The following is a 23,017-nucleotide window of genomic DNA, read 5'->3' as shown; positions in this document are numbered from 1 at the left end:
CTCGGTGTCCTCGTGCGGTTTTCCCGGGGACACAGCAGGATGGCGGAGAACGGACCCACCTCGGGACCCCTCGCGGGTCCCGTCTCGTACAGGTTGAGGAGGCCGACCCGTGGTCGAGTCGCAGCCAGTGATCGTCCCTCCGGCCAGGGCTGCCATGTTTCTCGTGGTCACCATCACGCCGGGGCAGGAGGAGACGGTCCGCGATCTGCTGGAGGACGTCTCGGGGCTGCGCCGCTCGGTCGCCTTCCGCGCTCCCGACGACGAACTCACCTGTGTCGTCGGCATCGGATCGGAGGCCTGGGACCGGCTGTTCAGCGGACCGCGCCCGCAGCAACTGCATCCGTTCGTCGAGTTGACCGGTGACCGGCACCGGGCCCCGTCCACGCCGGGCGACCTCCTCTTCCATGTACGCGCCCGTCGGATGGACCTCTGCTTCGAACTGACCCGGCTGTTCGCGGAACGGCTGGCCGGCGCGGTCACCGTCGTCGACGAGGTGCACGGCTTCAAGTACTTCGACGAGCGGGACCTGCTCGGCTTCGTCGACGGCAGCGAGAACCCCGAGGGCCGGCTCGCCTCCGACGCCGTGCTCATCGGCGACGAGGACCACGCCTTCAAGGGCGGCAGCTACGTGATCGTCCAGAAGTACCTGCACGACATGAAGGAGTGGAACGCCCTGCCCGCCGACGAGCAGGAGAACGCCATCGGACGCACCAAGCTGACCAACCTCGAACTCCCCGACGACGTCAAACCCGCCGACTCCCACGTGGCCCTCAACGTCATCACCGACGAGGACGGCAACGAGCTCAAGATCGTGCGGGAGAACATGCCGTTCGGGACCGTGGGCACCGGCGAGTTCGGCACGTACTTCATCGGCTACGCCCGTACGCCCGAGGTGACCGAGCGGATGCTCCGGAACATGTTCCTCGGCAACGACGGGGCCAAGCACGACCGGATCCTCGACTTCTCGACCGCGATGACGGGATGCCTGTTCCACGTGCCGACCGTCACCTTCCTGGACGACCTGCCTGCGGCACCGACGGGCTGACCTGGGCTGGTCGGAGGGGCGAGCGGTTCGGGCGGGAGCCTGTCCTGCCGAATCGCGTCGGCGTGGGCACTGTGGAATCGTAGATGTCTGAAAAGCGCATTTCTCCTGGTGCCTGCCCGCCCGGACGGGGAGATGGTGAGACCCGTGACCACCACGCACGACGGCCAGAACGGTCCGCAGCCGCACGTGGGGCCCGATCCGCAGGGCGAACCACAGGCCCACCCCTACCGCCACCCCGCCGCCGGCTGGGGCGCGGCCAAGAGCGTGGGCAAGGTGCTGATGCGCGAGGGCGCGCTCGTGGACGGGCCACGGGCGATCATGCGGATGAACCACGAGAACGGCGGCTTCGACTGCCCCGGTTGCGCCTGGCCGGACGACACCAAGGGCCTGCACCTGGACATCTGCGAGAACGGCATCAAGCACGTCACCTGGGAGATGACCCCCAAGCGGGTCGGCCGCGACTTCTTCGCCGCCCATTCGGTCACCGAACTGTCCGGCTGGAGCGACTTCGACCTGGAGGACCAGGGCCGGCTCACCGAACCGATGGTCTACGACCCCGAGTCCGACCACTACGTCCCGATCGGCTGGCACGACGCGTTCGAGACGGTCGGGCGCGCCCTGCGTGAACTGGACAGCCCGAACCAGGCCGCCTTCTACACCTCCGGCCGGCTCGGCAACGAGGCCACCTTCCTCTACCAGTTGATGGCCCGCGAACTGGGCACGAACAACCTGCCCGACTGCTCCAACATGTGCCACGAGGCCAGCGGGCGCGCGCTCACGGCGTCCCTCGGCACCGGCAAGGGGACCGTCGACCTCAAGGACTGGGAGGCCACCGACGCCCTGTTCATCATGGGCGTCAACGCCGCGTCCAACGCGCCCAGGATGCTCACCGCACTGGCCGAGGCATACCGGCGCGGCGCGCAGATCGTGCACATCAACCCGCTGGTCGAGGCGGCGGCGACCCGCACCATCGTGCCGCACGACTTCACCGACATGGCCCTCTTCAAGTCGACGCGGACCAGCACCCTGAACCTGCAACCGCGCATCGGCGGCGACATGGCCCTCCTGCGCGGCGTCGCCAAGGCGATCCTGGAACAGGCCCGGACCGACCCCAGGGCACTGGACCAGGTGTTCCTCGACCGCCACACCGAGGGCTTCGACGCCTACCGCGCGCTGTGCGAGGCCACCTCCTGGGCGGAGATCGAGCGGCAGTCCGGGGTCGACCGCGACGACATCCTCAAGACGGCACGCGTCTACCGCGACGCCGACCGCAGCATCGTCAGCTGGTGCCTCGGCGTCAGCCAGCACGAACACGGCGTCGACACCGTCCGCGAGATCGTCAACCTCCTTCTGCTGCGCGGCAATCTGGGGCGCGAGGGCGCGGGACCGTCCCCCGTACGCGGGCACAGCAACGTGCAGGGCAACCGCACCTGCGGCATCGACCACCGGCCCACCGAGACGTTCCTGGAGCGCCTCGCCGAGGTCTGCGCGATCGACCCGCCGCACGAGCACGGTCTGGACACCGTCGGGACCATCCAGGCCATGCACCGCGGCGAGGTGAAGGTGTTCGTCGGCATGGGCGGCAACTTCGCGCTCGCCGCCCCCGACACCCCGTACACCTACGAGGCCCTGCGCACCTGCGACCTCACCGTCCAGGTCAGCACCAAGCTCAACCGCAGCCATCTCGTCCACGGCAGGCGGGCGCTCATCCTGCCGTGCCTGGGCCGCACCGAAAAGGACCAGCAGCGCCACGGCGTCCAGCGCATCTCGGTCGAGGACTCGATGAGCATGGTCCACCTCTCCCTCGGCATGAAGCGCCCCGCCTCGCCCCACCTGCTCTCCGAGCCCGCCGTCATCGCCGGAATGGCCCGCGCCGCCCTGCCCGACAGCTCCACTCCCTGGGAGTGGTACATCGAGGACTACGACCGCATCCGCGACACCATGGCCCAAGTCCTGGACGGCTTCGAGGACTTCAACCGCCGGGTACGGCTCCCGCTCGGCTTCCGCATCAAACAGCCCGCCCGCGAACTCGTCTTCCTCACTCCCTCGGGCCGCGCCGAGTTCTCCACCGCGCCCCTGCCCGACGTGGTCCCCGCCCCCGGCACCCTGGCGCTGGGCACGATGCGCTCCCACGACCAGTGGAACACCACCATCTACTCCGACAACGACCGCTACCGCGGCATCGAGAACCTCCGCACCCTCGTCTTCATGAACAAGGACGACATGCGCGAGCGCGGGCTCGCCGAGTTCGACCCGGTCGACATCACCAGCACCGCCAAGGACGGCACCCGCCGCCACCTCGACGGCTACCTGGCCATCCCCTACGACATCCCGCGCGGCTGCGCTGCCGGCTACATGCCGGAGATGAACGTCCTGTGCGCCATTGGCGACTTCAGCACCCAGAGCGACCAGCCACTCATGAAGCACGTCAAGGTCACCATCGAACCATCCGCCTGACAGCGCGACTTGGGACCCGACGACATCAACGTCCATGCCCCGGCAAGGATTCTGAGGCCACCCGTAACCCCGTGCACGCAGCGGGGTTGGTACCGATGGGGGTCCTGCTGTCCGTGTCCGGCCCCTGTGGTGGCGAAGCCCCTTTCCACGGCGGGAGGACGGGAAGCCTCGGCGCGCGCGCAGTTCTGCCGACTGTCCTCCACACATGACCGATACCCCTAACTCCTTGCATTCAGCACGATCACCAGACCAGGCAAAACACCAGGCTGACCACCAGGCAAAGCACCAGGACGAACCGCCAGCGCGAGCCGACCGCACGGCCCAGAACCACCCATGAGGAACCATCTTGAACACCACCTCCGCACCCGACTCCCACGCACCGACGCCCACACCGGTGCCGTGCCAACAGGGCGACACCTCGGCACAGGCCAGGGTTCCGGAGCAGGCCAAGGCGCCGGAGACATCGGAGACGCCGGAGGCCCCGGTCCCCTCACAGAGCCGCACCCCGCACGTGGAACCCCCGCGCCCGCCTCACACCCTCGCCGACGCACTGGAACACGCCGACCCACTGGAAAACGTCGACCCCATCACCGCAGCTGACGCCGCCACCGTCGAAAACCTTCTCCGCTGCTGGGTACGCGAGACCGGCATCCCCGCCCCCGTCGACGGCACCCTCCGCATCCCCCTCCCCGCAAGCGGTACGACTCTGCACGCCCCGATCCGCTACTGGTCCCCGACCGGCTGGCACCGCTTCGGCATCCCGTACTTCGCCGACACCCCTGACTCCGACGCCCCTGAATCCGACCGGTCCTCCTCACCGGCGGACGCGGTCACGGTTGCGGCGCTGCTGGTCCGGGAGACGCCTGTTGCTATCCCTGTGCCTGTTGTCACCCCTGCGCCCACGGCTTGCCCTGCGCCCACTGCTGGTCCCGAGTCCACCGCTGGCCCTGAGTCCACCTCCGGTGCCGCGCCCACGACGAACCCGGCGTCCGCACCTGACCTTGCGGACATGCCCGGCCCCGACCTGGTCGCCCGCGTCATCGACTCCCTTCGCCGTACCGCCACCTTCCTCACCCACCGCCGCCGGCACCCTTCCGACGGCCCGGACCTCTTCCTCGCGGCCGAACAGGCCCTCCTGCTCGGACACCCCCTGCACCCGACCCCCAAGAGCCGCGAAGGCCTCTCCGAGTCCGAAGTGCCGCTGTACTCACCGGAATTGCGCGGCTCCTTCCCCCTGCACTGGCTCGCTGTCGCTCCATCCGTACTCGCCACCGACTCCGCCTGGACCGAGCGCGGTCGTCTCGTCCCCGCGCCCCACCTCACGGCACGACTCGTAGGTGACGAGCACCCGTTGCCGCTGCCCCACGGCTACGCGGCCCTGCCCATGCACCCCTGGCAACTCCGGGAGCTCCGCCGGCGCAGCGAAACCGCGGCCCTGCTCGACGCCGGACTGCTCCGCGACCTCGGAGTACAAGGCCTCCCGTGGCACCCCACCTCCTCCGTACGAACCGTCCACCGTTCCGGCGCCCCCGCCATGCTCAAGCTGTCTCTGGGCCTCCGCATCACCAACTCCCGTCGTGAGAACCTCCGTAAGGAACTGCACCGAGGCGTCGAGGTCCACCGGCTGCTGCGCAGCGGCCTCGCCAAGCAGTGGCAGGCAGCCCACCCGGGATTCGACATCGTCCGCGACCCTGCCTGGCTCGCCGTCGACGGTCCGAACGGTGTCCCGGTTGCCAGCCTCGACGTGGTGATCCGGCACAGCCCGTTCAGCCCCGCGGACGACGTCTCCTGCATCGCCGGACTCGTCTCGCCCCGACCGCGCGACCCGGAGGCGGGGGGCCGGCCAGCCATGCGATCCCGACTCGCCGACCTCGTCACGAGCCTGGCCCGCCGAACCGGCCGTCCGCGTGGGGCCGTTGCCGCCGAGTGGTTCCTGCGCTACCTCGAACAGGTCGTCCGCCCCGTGCTGTGGCTGGACGCGGAGGCCGGGATCGCGCTGGAGGCCCACCAGCAGAACACGCTGCTTCTGCTGGACGCCGATGGTTGGCCCGCAGGCGGTCGTTACCGCGACAACCAGGGCTACTACTTCCGCGAGTCCCGTCGCGCGGAACTGGACACCCGGTTGCCCGGTATCGGCGAGCACAGTGACACCTTCGTCTCCGACGAGGTCACCGACGAGCGGTTCGCCTACTACCTCGCCATCAACAACGTGCTCGGCCTCATCGGCGCGTTCGGCTCCCAACGTCTGGCCGACGAACGCGTGTTGCTCGCCGCCTTCCGCCGCTTCCTCGGAGATGTCGCCTCCGGTCCCGCCCGGCTGCGCACCTCCCTGCCCGCCCGCCTGCTCGACTCACCCGTGCTGCGCTGCAAGGCCAACCTCCTGACCCGACTGCATGGCCTCGACGAACTCGTCGGTTCGGTCGACACCCAGTCCGTCTACGTCACCATCGCCAACCCCCTCCATTCCTGACGGCCGCTGTCGACCGTCCCCGTCTACCGAGACCTCAGAGAGGAGCGTCACCGTGCCTCCCACCGACGCCGGAGCGAACGCAGCACCGGCCGCCGCCGCTGTCTCCTCAGCCTCCGCCTCTGCCTCAGCCTCCGCCTCTGCCTCAGCCTCCGCCTCCGCCTCTGCCTCTGCCTCCGCCTCTGCCTCAGCCTCCGCCTCTGTCTCCGCCGCCTCTGCCTCGGCAGTCACCGACCTGGGCGCCGGCATCGCCTCCGACTGCGAGGACACGCTGGACCTGCGCCTGCCCGACGAGTTGATCGCGCTCTTCGCTCAGGACTCCAGCACCGGCACTGGTACGGACACCCCTACTGGTACCGACGCCGGCCCCGGCATCGGAGCGGACCGGTTCTCCGACGACCTCCTGGACCAGATCGCCGACTGGGGTCCAGCCCTCACATCCGCGGGCGTGTTCCAACTCGTCCCTGTCCACATCGAGCGAGACGTCCCGCTGATCAGTCGCTGGATGAACGACCCCGCTGTCGCGGAGTTCTGGGAGTTGGCCGGCTCCCAGGCCGTGACCGAGGACCACCTGCGGGCCCAGCTCACCGGCGACGGACGCAGCCTTCCCTGCATTGGTGTGCTGGAGGGCACGCCAATGAGCTACTGGGAGATCTACCGGGCGGATCTGGACCCACTGGCCCGCCACTACCCCGCTCGACCTCATGACACCGGAATCCACCTCGTTATCGGCGGCGTCGCCGATCGCGGGCGAGGGCTCGGCAGCACGCTGCTCCGAACCGTCGCCGATCTGGCCCTGGACAAGCGGGCCGCCTGCGCACGTGTCATCGCGGAACCCGACATTCGCAACACCCCTTCCGTAGCTGCTTTCCTGCGCGCCGGATTCCGCTTCTCCGCCGAGGTCGACCTGCCCGCCAAGCGGGCCGCCCTCATGATCCGAGACCGGTCCCTGCGCGACCTGCTGTAACGACATGCCGCGACTTCGTTACTTTTGGTACACCGCTCGCGCCGAGTCGGTTCCCACTTCCGCCGAACTGATTTCCGCGTCTGCGGGTCGGTTGCCGCCGATGTGCCCCCAGATCGGGTGCCGCCGACGTGCCCCCGGATCGGCTGCCGCCGTGCTGAACGCCGACGGAACGCCGAATACCGCACTGCTGGCCGCGCTCCCGTTCCAGGTCTCGGACGCCCGGCTTTCGGACGGCCCATTCGCGACCACGTCCCGCGCGACCGGGCACCCCTCGCGACCCGATGCGAAACCGCTCCCGCGCTCCTCGCGCCCCACCCGCGACTACGCCACTCCCCAACACACCGCTCCCCACGCCCACTCAACCCTCAGCCCCACCCCCAGTCCCGACCGCATCCCACCGTCCCCATCCCCTCCCCTCCCCTCGCCCTCCCTTCCCTCTCCCCTCCCCGTCTCCGCCTCTCCCTCCGCCCGCACCCACGCCCCACCGATCGGATCCGATGCCACCCCAACCACAGCCGATCCCCACTCGGCCCCCATCCGATCCGACCCCGATCGGACTCCGACCCCACCCCGCTCCGCCCCGGTCACCGGCCGAGACGACCAAGGTCCTGATCCCATCGCTCCCACCAGGCTTGATCACCCGTTTGTCAGTCCCGGGCCGTAGGGTGGTCGCCCTATGACGAAGTCCTCACTCCCCGAACTCCTGCATGCTGCCGTCACTGCTGTCGGCGGTTCGGAGCGCCCTGGCCAGGTGACCATGGCCGAAGCCGTCGCGGAGGCTTTCGACGGCGGTTCCCATCTGCTGGTCCAGGCCGGCACCGGTACCGGAAAGTCGCTGGGCTATCTGGTGCCCGCGCTCGCGCACGGGGAGCGGGTAGTCGTGGCGACGGCCACCCTCGCCCTGCAGCGCCAGCTCGTCGAGCGCGACCTGCCGCGCACGGTCGACGCACTGCATCCCTTGCTGCGCCGCCGCCCGGAGTTCGCGATGCTCAAGGGCAGGTCGAACTACCTGTGCCTGCACCGTCTGCACGAGGGAGTTCCGCAGGACGAGGAGGAAGGCCTCTTCGACCAGTTCGAGGCGGCCGCGCCGACCAGCAAGCTGGGCCAGGACCTGTTGCGCATGCGCGACTGGGCGGACGAGACGGAGACCGGCGACCGCGACGATCTCACTCCCGGTGTCTCGGACCGCGCCTGGGCCCAGATCTCGGTCTCCTCCCGCGAGTGCCTGGGCGCGACCAAGTGCGCGTACGGCGCCGAGTGCTTCGCCGAGATGGCCCGTGAGCGCACCAAGCTCTCCGAGGTCATCGTCACCAACCACGCGCTGCTCGCGATCGACGCCATCGAGGGCGCCCCGGTCCTCCCGCCGCACGAGGTGCTGATCGTCGACGAGGCGCACGAACTGGTCTCCCGGGTCACCGGTGTCGCCACCGGCGAGCTCACGCCCGGACAGGTCAACCGCGCTGTGCGCCGCGCCGCGAAGCTGGCCAACGAGAAGGCCGCCGACCAGCTCCAGACCGCCGCCGAAGGCTTCGAACGACTGATGGAACTGGCTCTGCCGGGCCGTCTCGAAGAGATCCCGGAAGACCTCGGCTACGCGCTCATGGCGCTGCGCGACGCCTGTCGTACGGTGATCTCCGCGATCGGCGCGACGCGTGACAAGTCGGTCCAGGACGAGGACGCGGTCCGCAAGCAGGCGCTGGCGTCCGTGGAGAGCGTCCACGACGTGGCGGAGCGGATCACGAACGGCTCCGAGTGGGACGTCGTCTGGTACGAGCGTCACGACCGCTTCGGCGCCTCCCTCCGGGTGGCCCCGATGTCCGTGTCGGGCCTGCTCAGGGAGAAGCTCTTCACGGACCGTTCCGTGGTCCTGACCTCGGCCACGCTGAAACTCGGCGGCGACTTCAACGGCGTCGGCGCCTCGCTCGGGCTGGCCCCGGAGGGCACCGAGGGCGAGGACATCCCGCAGTGGAAGGGCGTCGACGTCGGCTCGCCCTTCGACTACCGCAAGCAGGGCATCCTGTACGTCGCCAAGCACCTGGCGCGCCCCGCGCGCGACGGTGACCGCGCGGACATGCTGGACGAGCTGACGGAGCTGATCCAGGCCGCCGGCGGACGTACCCTCGGTCTCTTCTCCTCGATGCGGGCGGCCCAGCTCGCCGCTGAGGAACTGCGCTCCCGGATCCCGGAGTTCCCGATCCTGCTACAGGGCGAGGAGACCCTCGGCGAGCTGATCAAGAACTTCGCGGCCGACCCGAAGACCTGCCTCTTCGGCACCCTCTCGCTCTGGCAGGGCGTCGATGTCCCGGGAACCAGCTGCCAGTTGGTCGTCATGGACAAGATCCCGTTCCCGCGCCCGGACGACCCGCTCATGAGCGCCCGCCAGAAGGCAGTCGAGGACGCCGGGGGCAACGGCTTCATGGCGGTCGCCGCCACACACGCGGCGCTGCTCATGGCCCAGGGCGCCGGCCGCCTCGTACGGGCGTCGGGGGACCGTGGCGTGGTCGCCGTACTGGATCAGCGCCTTGCCACGGCTCGATACGGCAGCTATCTGAAGGCGTCACTGCCCGACTTCTGGTTCACGACGGACCGTAACCAGGTCCGGAAGTCCCTCGCCGCGATCGACGCGGTCGCGAAGAAGGCCGAAGAAGCCCAAGAAGCCGAAGAACAAGGTCCGGCCGAGGCCGAGACTCCGACGGTAGACGAGTGATCGGGGGTGGTCCTGACGCGTCTGCATCAGGACCACCCCCGATCCAGATCCATCGACCGACCAGGGCCGAGATCCGCCAAACCGCCGGAGGCAAACGCACAGGGCCCCGGAACCGGCGCAGGGGTCCCGGGGCCCGGTCAGGGAGCGGGGGTCCGTCAGGGCCCGCCCGTCGCGGCTGTCACACGCGCCGCAGGACTGCCACCACCTTGCCCAGGATGGTCGCGTCGTCGCCGGGGATCGGCTCGTACGCCGAGTTGTGCGGGAGGAGCCAGACGTGGCCGTCCTCGCGCTTGAAGCGCTTGACGGTGGCCTCGCCGTCGAGCATCGCGGCCACGATGTCACCGTTCTCGGCGACCGGCTGGCGGCGGACCGTGACCCAGTCCCCGTCGCAGATCGCGGCCTCGATCATCGAGTCACCGACGACCTTGAGGACGAACAGCTCACCGTCACCGACCAGTTGGCGGGGGAGGGGGAAGACGTCCTCGACCGACTCCTCGGCCAGGATCGGGCCACCGGCGGCGATACGGCCCACGAGGGGGACGTAGGACGCGGCGGGCTTGCCGGCGGTGTCGGTGGGCTGCACGGAGGCGGCCTGGTCGGAACCGCGCACCTCGTACGCGCGCGGGCGGTGCGGGTCACGGCGCAGGAAGCCCTTGCGCTCCAGTGCCATCAACTGGTGTGCGACCGAGGAGGTGCTGGAGAGGCCGACGGCCTGTCCGATCTCCCGCATCGACGGTGGATATCCGCGTCGCTGCACCGAGTCCCTGATGACCTCGATCACCCGGCGCTGCCGGTCGGTGAGCCCTGAGCTGTCGGCCCGGATGCCTGGCGGTCGCCCTGGTAGGGAACGCTTGTGTCCCTCGGGATTCACGGCTTCGTTCATCGCATGCACCGGCTCGAGTCGGCCCTGGGAGCGGTCCTGGGCAGTGATGGTGGCACTGTCTGCGGTGGTGGTCACGTCGGCCCCTCTCGATGGTCTCCCTGCTGGACAACGGTAGTTGCTTTCGAAAGGTTGCGCCAAACACACGTTCGAGTGAAAAACCGTGGATAACCTGACTTGATCATGTGTCTGGGTGTATGGCTGACGTGCTTCCGGTGGACGAAGGGCCCGGGTTCGTGCTCTTCACCGCCGGGGTGGTGGCCTCGTGGGTTGTCGCCCCAGTCTGCCATCCGGCATCCCGTCGACCGGGTACCGGCCCCCATCTCTGCGGGAGTCGCACGTCCTCTCCGTGTGGCGCCCACGGTATCTCCGCATGTGTCGCAGCGGTACGGTCGTGCCCGCTCGTTTCCGCCGTGGCGGGTACAGGCGTACGGCACATGCCAATACGTGCGCGACACGCGTGTTCGGCGTGTTTGGCAAGCCAAATCCCACATCTAGTGGTTGGATTGCGGCAGCAGCCCAGAAGTTGTGGTCCCCCGGGTCTTCGAACGCTTGGCGATCGCCTATGCTTGGGGCTGCTTCGAGGGTCCGACGGGCCCGGCGAGGCCATTGAGTCTGCTGTGAGGAGGGTTGGAAGATCATGCACTGCCCCTTCTGCAGGCACCCCGACAGCCGTGTCGTCGACAGTCGTACGACCGACGACGGCACGTCGATCCGCCGGCGCCGCCAGTGTCCGGACTGCTCCCGTCGTTTCACGACCGTGGAGACGTGTTCGCTCATGGTGGTCAAGCGGTCCGGAGTCACCGAGCCTTTCAGTCGTACCAAGGTCATCAACGGTGTGCGCAAGGCATGCCAGGGACGACCTGTCACCGAGGACGCACTCGCCCAGCTCGGCCAGCGGGTCGAGGAGGCGGTGCGGGCCACCGGAAGTGCCGAACTGACCACCCATGACGTCGGGCTGGCCATACTCGGCCCGTTGCAGGAACTCGACCTCGTCGCCTATCTGCGATTCGCCTCCGTCTACCGGGCGTTCGACTCGCTCGAGGACTTCGAGGCCGCGATCGTGGAACTGCGGGAAGCGACGCCAGGCCCCGCCGCGGACGACGAAGACGCGGGATCGGGGAGCCAGGAAGACGACGGCGGGTCCGGAGGGACCGTTCAGGTCCCCGTACCCGCCCACTCCGCCGACTGACCGGCGGGCCGGAACCGGGCGCGAGCCCCGGGTCCGGCCGGGCGGCGGTGGACCAGGACTTGTCGCGGAGCCATGAGCGTTTTGGCGGCCGCGACACCAGACAAACACTCTGCCACGGGAACATCGTGGCATTTCAGGGCGTTTTTGCCTGTACAGGGAGGCGGCATGACAGAGACGGCGAGCGGTCCGGCACGAGGTTCCCGCACGAAGGGCACCAAGGCGACCAAGGGACTGCGCATCGAGCGTATTCACACCACCCCCGGCGTGCATCCGTACGACGAGGTGGAGTGGGAGCGTCGTGACGTCGTCATGACCAACTGGCGCGACGGCTCGGTCAATTTCGAGCAGCGTGGCGTCGAGTTCCCCGCCGAGTGGGCGGTGAACGCGGTCAACATCGTCACCAGCAAGTACTTCCGCGGCGCTGTGGGTACCCCGCAGCGTGAGGTGAGCCTCAAGCAGCTCATCGACCGCATCGTGAAGACGTATCGGAAGGCCGGCGAGGACTACAAGTACTTCGCCTCGCCCGCCGACGCCGAGATCTTCGAGCACGAGCTGGCATACGCGCTCCTGCACCAGATCTTCAGCTTCAACAGCCCCGTGTGGTTCAACGTGGGCACCCCGCAGCCCCAGCAGGTCTCCGCCTGCTTCATCCTTGCCGTCGACGACTCCATGGAGTCGATCCTCGACTGGTACAAGGAAGAGGGCATGATCTTCAAGGGCGGCTCGGGCGCCGGCCTGAACCTGTCCCGGATCCGCTCCTCCAAGGAGCTGCTGTCGTCCGGTGGCAACGCCTCCGGTCCGGTCTCCTTCATGCGCGGTGCCGACGCCTCCGCCGGCACCATCAAGTCCGGTGGCGCCACCCGCCGCGCGGCCAAGATGGTCATCCTGGATGTCGACCACCCCGACATCGAGGACTTCATCCAGACCAAGGTCAAGGAAGAGGAGAAGATCCGCGCCCTGCGCGACGCGGGCTTCGACATGGACCTGGGCGGCGACGACATCACGTCGGTGCAGTACCAGAACGCCAACAACTCGGTCCGCGTGAACGACACGTTCATGAAGGCCGTCGAGAACGGCGACCAGTTCGGCCTGACGTCCCGCATGACCGGCGAGGTCATCGAGAAGGTCGACGCCAAGCAGCTGTTCCGCAAGATGGCCGAGGCCGCCTGGGCCTGCGCCGACCCGGGCATCCAGTACGACGACACCATCAACCAGTGGCACACGTGCCCGGAGTCCGGCCGCATCAACGGCTCGAACCCGTGCAGCGAGTACATGCACCTGGACAACACGTCCTGCAACCTCGCCTCGCTGAACCTGATGAAGTTCCTCAAGGACGACGGCAAGGGCAACCAGTCCTTCGAGGTCGAGCGCTTCGCCAAGGTCGTCGAGCTCGTCATCACCGCGATGGACATCTCCATCTGTTTCGCGGACTTCCCGACCCAGAAGATCGGCGAGAACACGCGCGCGTTCCGCCAGCTCGGCATCGGCTACGCCAACCTCGGCGCCCTGCTGATGGCGACCGGCCACGCGTACGACTCAGACGGCGGCCGTGCGCTCGCCGGTGCCATCACCTCCCTGATGACCGGCACGTCGTACAAGCGCTCCGCCGAACTCGCCGCGGTCGTCGGCCCGTACGACGGCTACGCGCGCAACGCGCAGCCGCACCTGCGGGTCATGAAGCAGCACTCCGACGCCAACACCACGGCCCCGCGCGCGGACGACCTGGACACGCCGATCTGGGCCGCCGCCACGGAGTCCTGGCAGGACGTGCTGCGTCTCGGTGAGAAGAACGGTTTCCGTAACTCCCAGGCGTCCGTCATCGCCCCGACCGGCACCATCGGTCTCGCGATGTCCTGCGACACCACCGGACTTGAGCCCGACCTCGCGCTGGTCAAGTTCAAGAAGCTGGTCGGCGGCGGATCGATGCAGATCGTCAACGGCACCGTCCCGCAGGCTCTGCGCCGCCTGGGTTACCAGGAGGAGCAGATCGAGGCGATCGTCGCCCACATCGCCGACAACGGCAATGTGATCGACGCCCCGAGCCTCAAGCAGGAGCACTACGAGGTGTTCGACTGCGCCATGGGCGAGCGTTCCATCTCCGCGATGGGCCACGTCCGCATGATGGCCGCCATCCAGCCCTGGATCTCCGGCGCGCTGTCCAAGACGGTCAACCTGCCGGAGACGGCGACCGTCGAGGACGTCGAGGAGGTCTACTTCGAGGCCTGGAAGATGGGCGTCAAGGCGCTCGCGATCTACCGCGACAACTGCAAGGTCGGCCAGCCCCTCTCCGCCAAGACCAAGGAGAAGGAGAAGGTCGAGGTCACCGAGAAGGCCGAGGCGACCATCCGCGAGACGGTCGAGAAGGTCATCGAGTACCGCCCGGTCCGCAAGCGTCTGCCCAAGGGCCGTCCCGGCATCACGACGTCCTTCACGGTCGGCGGCGCCGAGGGCTACATGACCGCCAACTCCTACCCGGACGACGGTCTCGGCGAGGTCTTCCTGAAGATGTCCAAGCAGGGCTCCACCCTCGCGGGCATGATGGACGCCTTCTCCATCGCCGTCTCGGTCGGCCTCCAGTACGGGGTGCCGCTGGAGACGTACGTCTCGAAGTTCACGAATATGCGCTTCGAGCCGGCCGGTATGACGGACGACCCGGACGTGCGGATGGCGCAGTCGATCGTCGACTACATCTTCCGCCGCCTGGCGCTCGACTTCCTGCCCTTCGAGACGCGGTCCGCGCTCGGCATCCACTCCGCTCCGGAGCGCCAGCGTCACCTGGAGACGGGTTCGTACGAGCAGTCCATCGACGACGAGGTCGACGTCGAGGGCCTGGCCCAGTCGGCGCCGCGCGCCCAGGAGCTGAAGGCCGTGGCCACGCCGAAGGCCGAGGTCGAGGCGGCCAAGCCCGCCCCGCAGCAGGCGCACACCAGCGCCGAGCTGGTGGAGATGCAGCTGGGCATCCAGGCCGACGCCCCGCTGTGCTTCTCCTGCGGCACCAAGATGCAGCGGGCCGGCTCCTGCTACATCTGCGAGGGCTGCGGCTCGACCAGCGGCTGCAGCTGACGGAGGGGCGGGGCACGTGAGTCCCGCCTGACAGGCAGTCTCTGAGAGAACATCTTTAAAAGAGGAGGGGCACCGGCCATGTGTCGGTGCCCCTCCCCTTCGTGTCGCCGCTCCTCGGTCAGGGCTGGTGCGCCTGGCCCATGCTCCTGATGAAGGTCGCGGGATCGTCCTCGAAGCCGTGGATCCCGGGACGGAACGTCCAGGTGCCGGAGTCCTCGCGCACGAACTCCCCGACGGCAGCCGCCGTCGACCCCAGGACGTCACCGAAGTCGTCCTCGGCCAGGACGGTGTAGCCCTCGCGGATCCGCAGGCCCGGGTTGAGCACGCCCACGAACGTCTTGTGCGTCGAGGGCTGCTGGATGACGATGCCGACGACCACGCGCGTGTAGCGGCTGTTCAGCCGGTCGAGCTCCAGCGTCATGACCTCGTCCCAGCCGAAGCCCTTGCCGTCCTTGCTGTCCCGGTTGAGATAGATGGTGCCGTCGGGGGACCTGCTGTCGAAATACACCACGTAAGAGGGAGCGCCGTACGGATCGCTCTCCTCGTAGGTCGCGGCAACGATGTCCAGATCGGTGGGCGGCTGCCCAGTGGGACTCGGATCCCATTTCAGCCCGACCTCGACCTTGCGGATGCCCTTCTTGAGGCCGTTCACCAGACTTCCCCTTCCCCGTTTCCCCTATGCCTTCTGCGGCCCGAACTACCGGGCGGACAGGGCCGATTGTCCATCCTGCCACGCGCGCGTGTACGGGGATGGACGAGCTGTCCGCCCGAGCGTGACCAGCGCCACGCTCGGTGGCCTTACGATGGCGCGGTGCTGGTCAAGTGGATTCGCTGCACCGTGGTGGACCGCCGCGGCTTCGAGCGCGGGCAGCGAAAGTGGGCGGGGCTTCTGGGGGAGCCGGGGTTTCGGGGACAGGGTGGTGGGTGGAGTCGGCAGAGGCAAGGCGTGGCGCACGTTTTCGCGTTCTGGGAGAGCCGCGCCTTCTACGACTCCTTCATGGCCCGCTCGCACGACCGGCTGGCGTCGGCCCAGTCGGGGACCTTCAAAGATGCCCAGGTCAAGCTCTTCGACCACCGCTTCGACGTGAAGACCGGCTTCGAGCCGCGCTTCACGGACGCCGACCTGGTGCGGGTGGCCCTGGCTCGTATTCACGAGGAGCGCGTGGACAACTTCACGCTCATGCAGGAGAAGGTCTGGAACCCCGCCATGGCCGGCTCGCCGGGCATGATCCGCGGGCTGTTCGGCGAGGCGCCCGGGCACGAGTTCCTGGTGCTGTCCATGTGGCGGCAGGCCGCCGAGCACGGCAAGTACCGCACGGAACGCGTGGAGCGGCTCGCCCTGCGGGCCCAGACGGAGGCCGACGTGGCAGCTCTCACCGGCGACATCGTGGACCTGGAACCGACCTGGACGGTCTGAGCACCGACCGCGTGACACACGCACTCCTACGGGGCGCGAGGTGCGGGAATTGTGTGACCTACGCCGTATGGAGCCCGTACGAGTGCTCGATCTGCCCTCACCCGATCTAGGGTTTTGGCATGGCACGACCACGGCGGATCATCCTTGTCCGGCACGGAGAGTCAACGGGCAATGTTGATGACACCGTGTACGAGCGCGAGCCCGACCATGCGCTCGCGTTGACCGAGCGCGGCTGGCAGCAGGCGGAGGAGACGGGTAAACGCATTCGCGAGGTGCTCGGCCGGGAGCGCGTCAGCGTGTACGTGTCCCCGTACCGCCGCACGCACGAGACCCTGCGCGCCTTCCACCTCGACCCCGACCTCATACGGGTGCGCGAGGAGCCCCGGCTGCGCGAGCAGGACTGGGGGAACTGGCAGGACCGCGACGACGTACGCCTCCAGAAGGCCTACCGCGACGCGTACGGTCACTTCTTCTACCGCTTCGCCCAGGGCGAGTCCGGTGCCGACGTGTACGACCGGGTCGGCGGCTTCCTGGAGAGCCTGTACCGCAGCTTCGAGGCCGCCGACCACCCGACGAACGTGCTGCTGGTGACCCACGGTCTGGCCATGCGGCTGTTCTGCATGCGCTGGTTCCACTGGACGGTCGCCGAGTTCGAGTCGCTGTCGAACCCGGGGAACGCGGAGATGCGGATGCTGGTGCTCGGGGACGACGGCAAGTACGTGATGGACCGGCCGTTCGATCGCTGGCGCGACCCGGAGCCGTACGGGGTCACCGGATAGGGTCGGAGGAACATGACCTCTGACTTCTCTTCCAGCGGGCGCCTGGATCGCGCCCTGAACAGTCTGCGCGGCCTGACGGTCGGGGACGCGTTGGGCTCGCAGTTCTTCGTACCGGAGAACTATCCGCTGTTGCAGCGCCGCGCACTGCCCGCCGACCTCTGGCAGTGGACCGACGACACCGAGATGGCGTGCTCCGTGGTCGCCGTCCTGGCCGCCCATCGCCGCATCGACCAGGACGCCCTGGCCCGTTCCTTCGCCGTGCGCCACGACTTCGACCGGGGGTACGGCCCCGCCGTCAATCGGCTGCTGCGGTTGGTCCGGGAGGGCGGCGACTGGCGCGAGCTCTCCGCCCAGCTCTTCAACGGGCAGGGCTCCTGGGGGAACGGCGCGGCGATGCGGATCGCCCCTCTGGGCGCCTGGTACGCCGACGACCCCGAGCAGGCGGTCCACCAGGCGGAGATCTCGGCCTATCCCACACACCAGCATCGTGAGGCCGTGGTCGGCGCCATGGCCGTCGCCGCGGCCGCCGCGCTGGCCGGCGCCTCCGACGGCCCGCCCAGCCCCGAGAAGCTCCTGGACGGCGTCCTTGCACTCGTCCCCAAGAGCGCCGTCGGTGCCGGACTGCGCCGCGCCCGGGACATGCTCGACTACGACGACGCGGGCACCGTCGCTGCCGTACTGGGCTGCGGACGGCGTACGTCCGCCCACGACACCGTGCCCTTCGCGCTCTGGTCGGCGGCGCGGGGCCTCGGGGACTTCGAGCGGGCGTTCTGGACGACCGCACAGGTCGGCGGTGACGTGGACACGAACTGCGCGATCGTGGGCGGTGTGATCGCCGCGGGGAAGGCGGGGGCGCCGCCGGTCGAGTGGGTGGAGCGGACGGAGACCCTGCCGGACTGGGTGCCGGCGGTGGCTTAGCGGGCGGCAGGTTCACCGGCGGGCCGGTCGGCAGGCCACTTACAGGTCGGTCGGCAGGCCACATACGGGTCGCCGGCGAGGCAGGCGACAGGCGTTCGCGGGCGGCTTCCGCTGCGTTCCACTCCGCTTTGAAAACTCTCTGTGTTCGTCGGGAACTCTCCGTGACCGTCCCGCCGTTGTGCTGGCAGATGCTGTGCGGCGTACGGGTCCGCACATGCGGGTGATGTGCCAGGGGCCAGGGGGTGGTCATGGAGTTTCTACGGGCGTTGCTCGTGTTGATCGCGCTGTGCTGTCTGGTGTTCCGGCTGGGGCGGACGGCCGGACCGGCGTCCTCGCCGTCGGTCTCCCGGACGAGGTCCGGCCGTCCGCGGTCCTTCGTGGGCCCGGCCGGGTCAGACGGCCGCGGGACCCGCCGTTCCGGCGAGCGCCTCCAGGTCGCTCTTGCGCACCCGGATCACGAACCAGGCCGTGGCCAGGGCGAGTACCGCCATCGCGGCGGCCGGAATGAAGGCCGTCGAGATGCCGTGGGCGAGGACCTCGTGCCCCCAGGGCGCCGGGAGTTGGTGCGTCTTGGTGAACTCGGCCTTCTGTTCCGGCGTGCCGTCGGTGAGGAAGGAGGGCAGTTGCTTCTTCGCCTCGTCCCTGCTGGCCGAGCCGAACACCGTCGTCAGAATGGACAGGCCGAGCGAACCACCCACCTGCTGCATGGCGTTGAGGAGTCCGGAGGCCGCGCCCGCCTCGTGCGGGGCGACACCCGAGACCGCGGTGACCGTCAGCGTCACGAAGTTCAGGCCCATGCCGAACCCGAACACCAGCATCGGTCCGAGCACACCGCCGACGTAGGAGCTGTCGGAGCTGATGAGGGTCTGCCAGGCGAGCCCGATCATCGCGAGGGTCGAGCCAGCGAGCATGAACGGCCTGGGGCCGAGCACGGGCAGGAACCGCTGCGAGAGTCCCGCACCGGCCGCGATCACGACGGTCACGGGCAGGAAGGCGAGACCGGCCTGGATCGGGGTGTACCCCAGCACGTTCTGCACGAAGAGCACGATGTAGAAGAACATGCCGAACATCGCCGCGGCCAGGCACAGCATGATCACGTACGTTCCCGAGCGGTTGCGGTCGGTGAACATCCGCAGCGGGGTGATCGGTTCCTTGGCCCGGGACTCGATGAGCCCGAAGCCGACCAGCAGCACCACGGCCGCCACGAAGGAGCCGATCGTCAAGGTGTCCCGCCAGCCCTGGTCGGCCGCGCGGATGAAGCCGTAGACGAGGGCCGCCATGCCGGCCGTCGAGGTCAGCGCGCCGGGGAAGTCGAAGCGGCCCGTGTGCCGTTCGGACTCGTTGATGTACATCGGCGTGAGAACGGCGATCAGGACGCCGATGGGCACGTTGACGAAGAGGACCCAGCGCCAGTCGAGCCACTCGGTGAGCATGCCGCCGGCCAGCAGGCCGATGGCTCCGCCACCCGCGGAGACCGCGGCGAAGACACCGAACGCGCGGTTGCGCTCAGGGCCTTCGGGGAACGTGGTGGTGATCAGCGCGAGCGATGTGGGCGAGGCGATCGCACCGCCCACACCCTGCAGGACGCGTGCGGCCAGCAGTTGCCAGGGCTCCTGGGCGAGACCGCCGAGCAGGGAGGCGAAGGTGAAGAGCAGGATGCCGGACATGAAGACCCGGCGGCGGCCGAGGATGTCGCCGGCCCGGCCGCCGAGAAGCAGCAGGCCGCCGAAGGTGAGCGTGTAGGCGCTCACGACCCAGGTGAGGTCGGTGGTGCTGAACTTGAGAGCGTTTTGAATGTGCGGGAGCGCGATGTTCACAATCGTCGCGTCGAGGACCACCATGAGTTGGCAGGCCGCGATGACGGTGAGCGCTATGCCGGGATGCCCTTCCCGACGAGCGGCACCGGGCTTCCGTTCTTGGAGCACAGGAGAGGTTGTCACTATGGGTCCCCCACGAGAGATTTAGTGAACGCTCGCGTTCACTGTCGTGGTAACGGTAGTGAGTCCCCACTAGTGAACGCAAGCGTTCACTTATCTTGGAGTCATGTGGCGGGTCCCCCGTCGCTGCCGCATGGCGCGCACCCGAACCCCCATCCCCACCCGCGCGCACCCGCATCCGCACCCGAAATCCCCGCTTCCCTTGCTTGCTGGAGACACTCAGATGGTTACCTCGCGCTGGACGGCCGCCCCCGCTCAGGCGGCCTCCCTCCGTCGGCGCGGAGCTGTGCTCGAACGCGCGATCCTCGACGCCGCGTTGGAGCAACTCGGCACGGTCGGTTGGAACGGCCTCACCATGGAAGGCGTCGCCGCCGGCGCCCAGACCGGGAAGGCCGCGGTCTACCGCCGCTGGCCGTCCAAGGAGGATCTGGTCGCCGACGCGCTGCGGGCCGGTCTGCCGCGCATCGAGGGCGCCCCGGATCTGGGCAGCGTGCGCGAGGACCTCCTCGCGCTCTGCCGGACGGCTCGTGACGCCATGTACTCGCGGCCCGGGTTCGCGGTTCGGTCGGTGATTCACGAATGCGATCCGGTGCAGGCGGAGCGCTTCCACAGTGTGATCTTCAACGGGATCGTGGAGCCGACCGTCAACCTGCTCCGGGAGGTCATCACCCGTGGAATCGAGCGCAAGGAGGTACGGGCCGACGCGGCGAACAGCTACGTCATCGATGCCATGCCGGCCATGATGATGTACCGCTCCAAGATGAGCGGAAGCGAATGGGGGGATCGTGATCTGGAGGAAATGGTCGACCAGTTGATGGTTCCGCTGCTGCGGCCCGACGCCGGCTGAGCGGGTGCCGGAAGGGTTGTGCCGCCACATGGGGAAACCGGGGTGTCGCAGGGTGATCCCGGCGGCGTACGCTTAGCTCGCCATGCCGTACGAACCTCCTACTCACACTGTCGAGCGCTCCCTTCGCGCCACGACCGGAGCCAAGGTCATTGCCGGTGTCGACGAGGTGGGGCGCGGTGCGTGGGCCGGCCCCGTCACCGTCTGCGCGGCCGTCACCGGACTGCGCCGGCCGCCCGAAGGTCTCACCGACTCCAAGTTGATCGCCGTCAAGCGGCGGACCGTGCTCGCCGAGACACTCCAGCAGTGGGTGACCTCGTACGCGCTGGGTCACGCCTCTCCGGAGGAGATCGACCAACAGGGCATGACGGCGGCGCTGCGGTTGGCCGCGGTGCGTGCTCTGGAAGCCCTGCCCGTCCGACCCGACGCGGTGATCCTCGACGGCAACCACGACTACCTCGGGGTGCCGTGGAAGGTCCGTACCGTGATCAAGGGCGACCGGTCCTGCGTGGCCGTCGCTGCGGCGTCGGTGATCGCCAAGGTTCAGCGCGACAAAATGATGGCCGAACTGGGTATGGACCATGCAGACTTCGGTTTTGCGGACAATGCCGGGTATCCGTCGCCCGTGCACAAGGCCGCGCTGGAGGAGCGGGGACCCACCCCGTACCACCGGTTGTCGTGGGCGTATCTTGATGCGCTGCCCCAGTGGCGGCACCTCAAGAAGGCCCGCAGCTGGGCGGACGGGAGCGTTCCGGAGATCGAGGGGCAACTCGGCTTCGACTTCTGACGATTCCGCTCGCAGTCATGTGCCACCCGCTGACGCGAGTCGTACCAATGTTTGATAGATATCAGCCCATGCCTCTCATTCCCGAGGAGCCTCAGATTCACGAGAGTGCCCAGGGTCCCCGCGCCACGCCGGCCAGCGGCCGTACCGCGCAGACCCCTCGTCCCGTACCCGGTCCCCGTCCCATGGGATCGCCGCGCCCCGGTCGTCCCGGTCCGCTCCGGCCTGCGCCGCCGGTGCAACGTACGCCGCGAGACGTGGCCGCGCCGAAGCCCGACCCCTCGGGGCCGGTCGCTTCGGGGCCGGTCGCGCCCGTCGCTCCGGTCGCGCCCGTCGCGTCTTCGGCGACCCCCCAGATCCAGCTGATCCCGGCCTCGGTGGAGGGCGCGCTCGACGCCGCCGAGGAGGCCGTGGACCTTCTTCTCGACGCCGGCCGTGCCCCCGGTGACGTGCTGGTGATCACCACTGGTGAGCAGCATCCGTGGGCCGCCCACGAGCTGTCCTTCGGTGAAGCCGCCTACTGGGCGCAGCACGACGCGGGTGACGACGTCTTCTACACGGACGCCTCCGTCGCCGAACGTGCCGTGTCGCGTCCCGTGGTCGTGGTCGCCGTCAACGGCGGCTCCGCCACGACTGCCGCAACCGCCCTGCCGCTGGCCCATGCCCGGGCCGGTGCCCTGCTGGTCGTCTGCGGCGACCCGCAGCAGATCAACTCGCTGCTGGGCGCGGGCGTCTGAGTCCGCTCCGGTAGGTCCGCGAGGACCCGCACCGGAGCGGCAGGAGCGTTGTCGCGGTATCGCACGGTGGGCGTTTCGGCGTGCGCGGACGGTCGACGGGGCCGTCCGGAGTGAGGTGGGTGAGGGAGACGTGCCGTGCGGTGGGCACGGCCCGTCGACTCCCTCAGCGGGCCGCCGCGCGGCGCAGGACCTCCGAGGCGGCACCGCCGGTGCGCGGCAGCGGAGGCGGTGCCTCGGACAGCGCGAACGGCTCCGGCTTCGAATCCGCGTTGGGGCGGCGACCGCCGCGGCCCTCACCCAGGACCTGCCAGCCGTCCCGGGTCAGTGTGATGTACGCCCCGCAGCGCAGACCGTGCAGCGTGCAGGCGTCCCGCAGGCCCCACATCCACGCGCCGTCCTCCTCGGTCCACCGGGCGTCTCCGTCACGGCAGTAGAGCAGCACGGCGGTCCGGATCGGGGTGCGGCGACGCAGGTCGTGGGGGATGACCCGACGCAACTGGTCGAGCAGCACGTTGCGGAACATCCAGCCGTCGGCCGGGGCCGGACGGCGGGTGAAGGAGGCGCTGGCCCGCAGCCGTTCGTCCGGGTCGAGCACGGCCACGACCGCGGTGGCCGGTCTCGGGCGGTGCCGGGAGTGGAGGCCGCTGACGACCTCACGGGGATTGCGCAGCAGGGGGATTCCGGCGGCGGTCCATTCCGCCGGTTCGAGCACGCGGGCGAGGGGGTTGGCGGATGCGGCGGACAGGTCGGCAGACGTCGACGTGGATGCCGCGGAGGACGGAGCGAATCCGAAGGTCACGGTCCTCCCTTCGGCTACGCGCCC

The 23,017-nt window shown here is 69.0% G+C and carries 17 protein-coding genes; 13 read left to right on the top strand and 4 right to left on the bottom strand.

Annotated elements, in window-relative coordinates; translation table 11 throughout:
- Positions 1–109 precede the first annotated feature (109 nt).
- From ACIP6U_RS25895 to ACIP6U_RS25875, 5 genes are all read left to right on the top strand, one after another.
- Entirely contained in the window at positions 110–1,045 is a 936-nt protein-coding gene (locus tag ACIP6U_RS25895) for a Dyp-type peroxidase (RefSeq protein ID WP_401722188.1), read from the top strand.
- A 132-nt stretch (positions 1,046–1,177) separates the two neighbouring features.
- Positions 1,178–3,502: an FdhF/YdeP family oxidoreductase gene (locus tag ACIP6U_RS25890; protein WP_401722185.1), complete on the top strand. Its 2,325-nt coding sequence runs from the start codon at positions 1,178–1,180 to the stop codon at positions 3,500–3,502.
- Between the two features lie 346 nt (positions 3,503–3,848).
- Positions 3,849–5,972 (top strand): IucA/IucC family protein, encoded by a 2,124-nt coding sequence (locus tag ACIP6U_RS25885; RefSeq protein WP_401722182.1) that lies wholly within the window; start codon positions 3,849–3,851, stop codon positions 5,970–5,972.
- Positions 5,973–6,024: 52 nt separating this feature from the next.
- Entirely contained in the window at positions 6,025–6,936 is a 912-nt protein-coding gene (locus tag ACIP6U_RS25880; RefSeq protein ID WP_401722180.1) for a GNAT family N-acetyltransferase, read from the top strand.
- 676 nt (positions 6,937–7,612) lie between these two features.
- The gene (locus ACIP6U_RS25875) at positions 7,613–9,643 is read left to right on the top strand and encodes an ATP-dependent DNA helicase (RefSeq protein WP_401722178.1); all 2,031 of its coding nucleotides are present in this window, start codon (positions 7,613–7,615) and stop codon (positions 9,641–9,643) included.
- Positions 9,644–9,821: 178 nt separating this feature from the next.
- On the opposite strand, the gene lexA is transcribed toward ACIP6U_RS25875, so the two are convergent.
- On the bottom strand, positions 9,822–10,601 hold the full coding sequence (lexA, locus tag ACIP6U_RS25870) for a transcriptional repressor LexA (protein WP_123997280.1): 780 nt from the start codon (positions 10,599–10,601) through the stop codon (positions 9,822–9,824).
- 562 nt (positions 10,602–11,163) lie between these two features.
- Here lexA and nrdR point away from each other — a divergent pair.
- A complete protein-coding gene (nrdR, locus tag ACIP6U_RS25865) occupies positions 11,164–11,715 on the top strand; it encodes a transcriptional regulator NrdR (RefSeq protein WP_401722174.1) in 552 nt (183 codons plus the stop codon).
- A 165-nt stretch (positions 11,716–11,880) separates the two neighbouring features.
- Positions 11,881–14,778: a vitamin B12-dependent ribonucleotide reductase gene (locus tag ACIP6U_RS25860; protein WP_401722171.1), complete on the top strand. Its 2,898-nt coding sequence runs from the start codon at positions 11,881–11,883 to the stop codon at positions 14,776–14,778.
- Positions 14,779–14,896: 118 nt separating this feature from the next.
- On the opposite strand, the gene ACIP6U_RS25855 is transcribed toward ACIP6U_RS25860, so the two are convergent.
- Entirely contained in the window at positions 14,897–15,430 is a 534-nt protein-coding gene (locus ACIP6U_RS25855) for a TerD family protein (protein WP_401722169.1), read from the bottom strand.
- Positions 15,431–15,589: 159 nt separating this feature from the next.
- On the opposite strand from ACIP6U_RS25855, the gene ACIP6U_RS25850 reads away from it, so the two are divergent.
- The 3 genes from ACIP6U_RS25850 (at position 15,590) to ACIP6U_RS25840 (ending at position 17,892) form a co-directional block, all read left to right on the top strand.
- The gene (locus tag ACIP6U_RS25850) at positions 15,590–16,195 is read left to right on the top strand and encodes a YdbC family protein (protein WP_401722166.1); all 606 of its coding nucleotides are present in this window, start codon (positions 15,590–15,592) and stop codon (positions 16,193–16,195) included.
- Positions 16,196–16,314: 119 nt separating this feature from the next.
- A complete protein-coding gene (locus ACIP6U_RS25845; protein ID WP_280879735.1) occupies positions 16,315–16,974 on the top strand; it encodes a histidine phosphatase family protein in 660 nt (219 codons plus the stop codon).
- 12 nt (positions 16,975–16,986) lie between these two features.
- Positions 16,987–17,892 carry an ADP-ribosylglycohydrolase family protein gene (locus ACIP6U_RS25840; protein WP_401722163.1) on the top strand — a complete coding sequence of 302 codons (906 nt, stop codon included), beginning with the start codon at positions 16,987–16,989 and terminating at the stop codon, positions 17,890–17,892.
- Positions 17,893–18,284: 392 nt separating this feature from the next.
- Here ACIP6U_RS25840 and ACIP6U_RS25835 read toward each other — a convergent pair whose 3' ends face one another.
- Positions 18,285–19,817 carry an MFS transporter gene (locus ACIP6U_RS25835; protein WP_401722160.1) on the bottom strand — a complete coding sequence of 511 codons (1,533 nt, stop codon included), beginning with the start codon at positions 19,815–19,817 and terminating at the stop codon, positions 18,285–18,287.
- A 235-nt stretch (positions 19,818–20,052) separates the two neighbouring features.
- Between ACIP6U_RS25835 and ACIP6U_RS25830 the strand changes: the two genes are divergently transcribed.
- The 3 genes from ACIP6U_RS25830 (at position 20,053) to ACIP6U_RS25820 (ending at position 22,194) form a co-directional block, all read left to right on the top strand.
- Positions 20,053–20,676 carry a TetR/AcrR family transcriptional regulator gene (locus tag ACIP6U_RS25830; RefSeq protein WP_401722157.1) on the top strand — a complete coding sequence of 208 codons (624 nt, stop codon included), beginning with the start codon at positions 20,053–20,055 and terminating at the stop codon, positions 20,674–20,676.
- Positions 20,677–20,758: 82 nt separating this feature from the next.
- Positions 20,759–21,460 (top strand): ribonuclease HII, encoded by a 702-nt coding sequence (locus tag ACIP6U_RS25825; protein WP_123997271.1) that lies wholly within the window; start codon positions 20,759–20,761, stop codon positions 21,458–21,460.
- Positions 21,461–21,528: 68 nt separating this feature from the next.
- Entirely contained in the window at positions 21,529–22,194 is a 666-nt protein-coding gene (locus ACIP6U_RS25820; protein WP_401722154.1) for a hypothetical protein, read from the top strand.
- Between the two features lie 163 nt (positions 22,195–22,357).
- On the opposite strand, the gene ACIP6U_RS25815 is transcribed toward ACIP6U_RS25820, so the two are convergent.
- Positions 22,358–22,993, bottom strand: a complete 636-nt coding sequence (locus tag ACIP6U_RS25815; protein ID WP_401722151.1) for a hypothetical protein — start codon at positions 22,991–22,993, stop codon at positions 22,358–22,360.
- Between the last annotated feature and the right edge of the window lie 24 nt (positions 22,994–23,017).

It is taken from the genome of Streptomyces sp. NPDC088794 (assembly GCF_044750545.1).
Taxonomy (GTDB): Bacteria; Actinomycetota; Actinomycetes; order Streptomycetales; family Streptomycetaceae; genus Streptomyces.
This window is presented reverse-complemented; position numbering and strand designations above follow the sequence as displayed.

Bases quoted from the DNA above. Each gene is read 5' to 3' on its own strand.
- ACIP6U_RS25875 (WP_401722178.1), top strand. From the start codon at position 7,613: ATGACGAAGTCCTCACTCCCCGAACTCCTGCATGCTGCCGTCACTGCT.
- ACIP6U_RS25890 (WP_401722185.1), top strand. From the start codon at position 1,178: ATGGTGAGACCCGTGACCACCACGCACGACGGCCAGAACGGTCCGCAG.
- nrdR (WP_401722174.1), top strand. From the start codon at position 11,164: ATGCACTGCCCCTTCTGCAGGCACCCCGACAGCCGTGTCGTCGACAGT.
- ACIP6U_RS25845 (WP_280879735.1), top strand. From the start codon at position 16,315: ATGGCACGACCACGGCGGATCATCCTTGTCCGGCACGGAGAGTCAACG.
- ACIP6U_RS25860 (WP_401722171.1), top strand. From the start codon at position 11,881: ATGACAGAGACGGCGAGCGGTCCGGCACGAGGTTCCCGCACGAAGGGC.
- ACIP6U_RS25840 (WP_401722163.1), top strand. From the start codon at position 16,987: ATGACCTCTGACTTCTCTTCCAGCGGGCGCCTGGATCGCGCCCTGAAC.
- ACIP6U_RS25820 (WP_401722154.1), top strand. From the start codon at position 21,529: ATGCCTCTCATTCCCGAGGAGCCTCAGATTCACGAGAGTGCCCAGGGT.
- ACIP6U_RS25825 (WP_123997271.1), top strand. From the start codon at position 20,759: ATGCCGTACGAACCTCCTACTCACACTGTCGAGCGCTCCCTTCGCGCC.
- ACIP6U_RS25830 (WP_401722157.1), top strand. From the start codon at position 20,053: ATGGTTACCTCGCGCTGGACGGCCGCCCCCGCTCAGGCGGCCTCCCTC.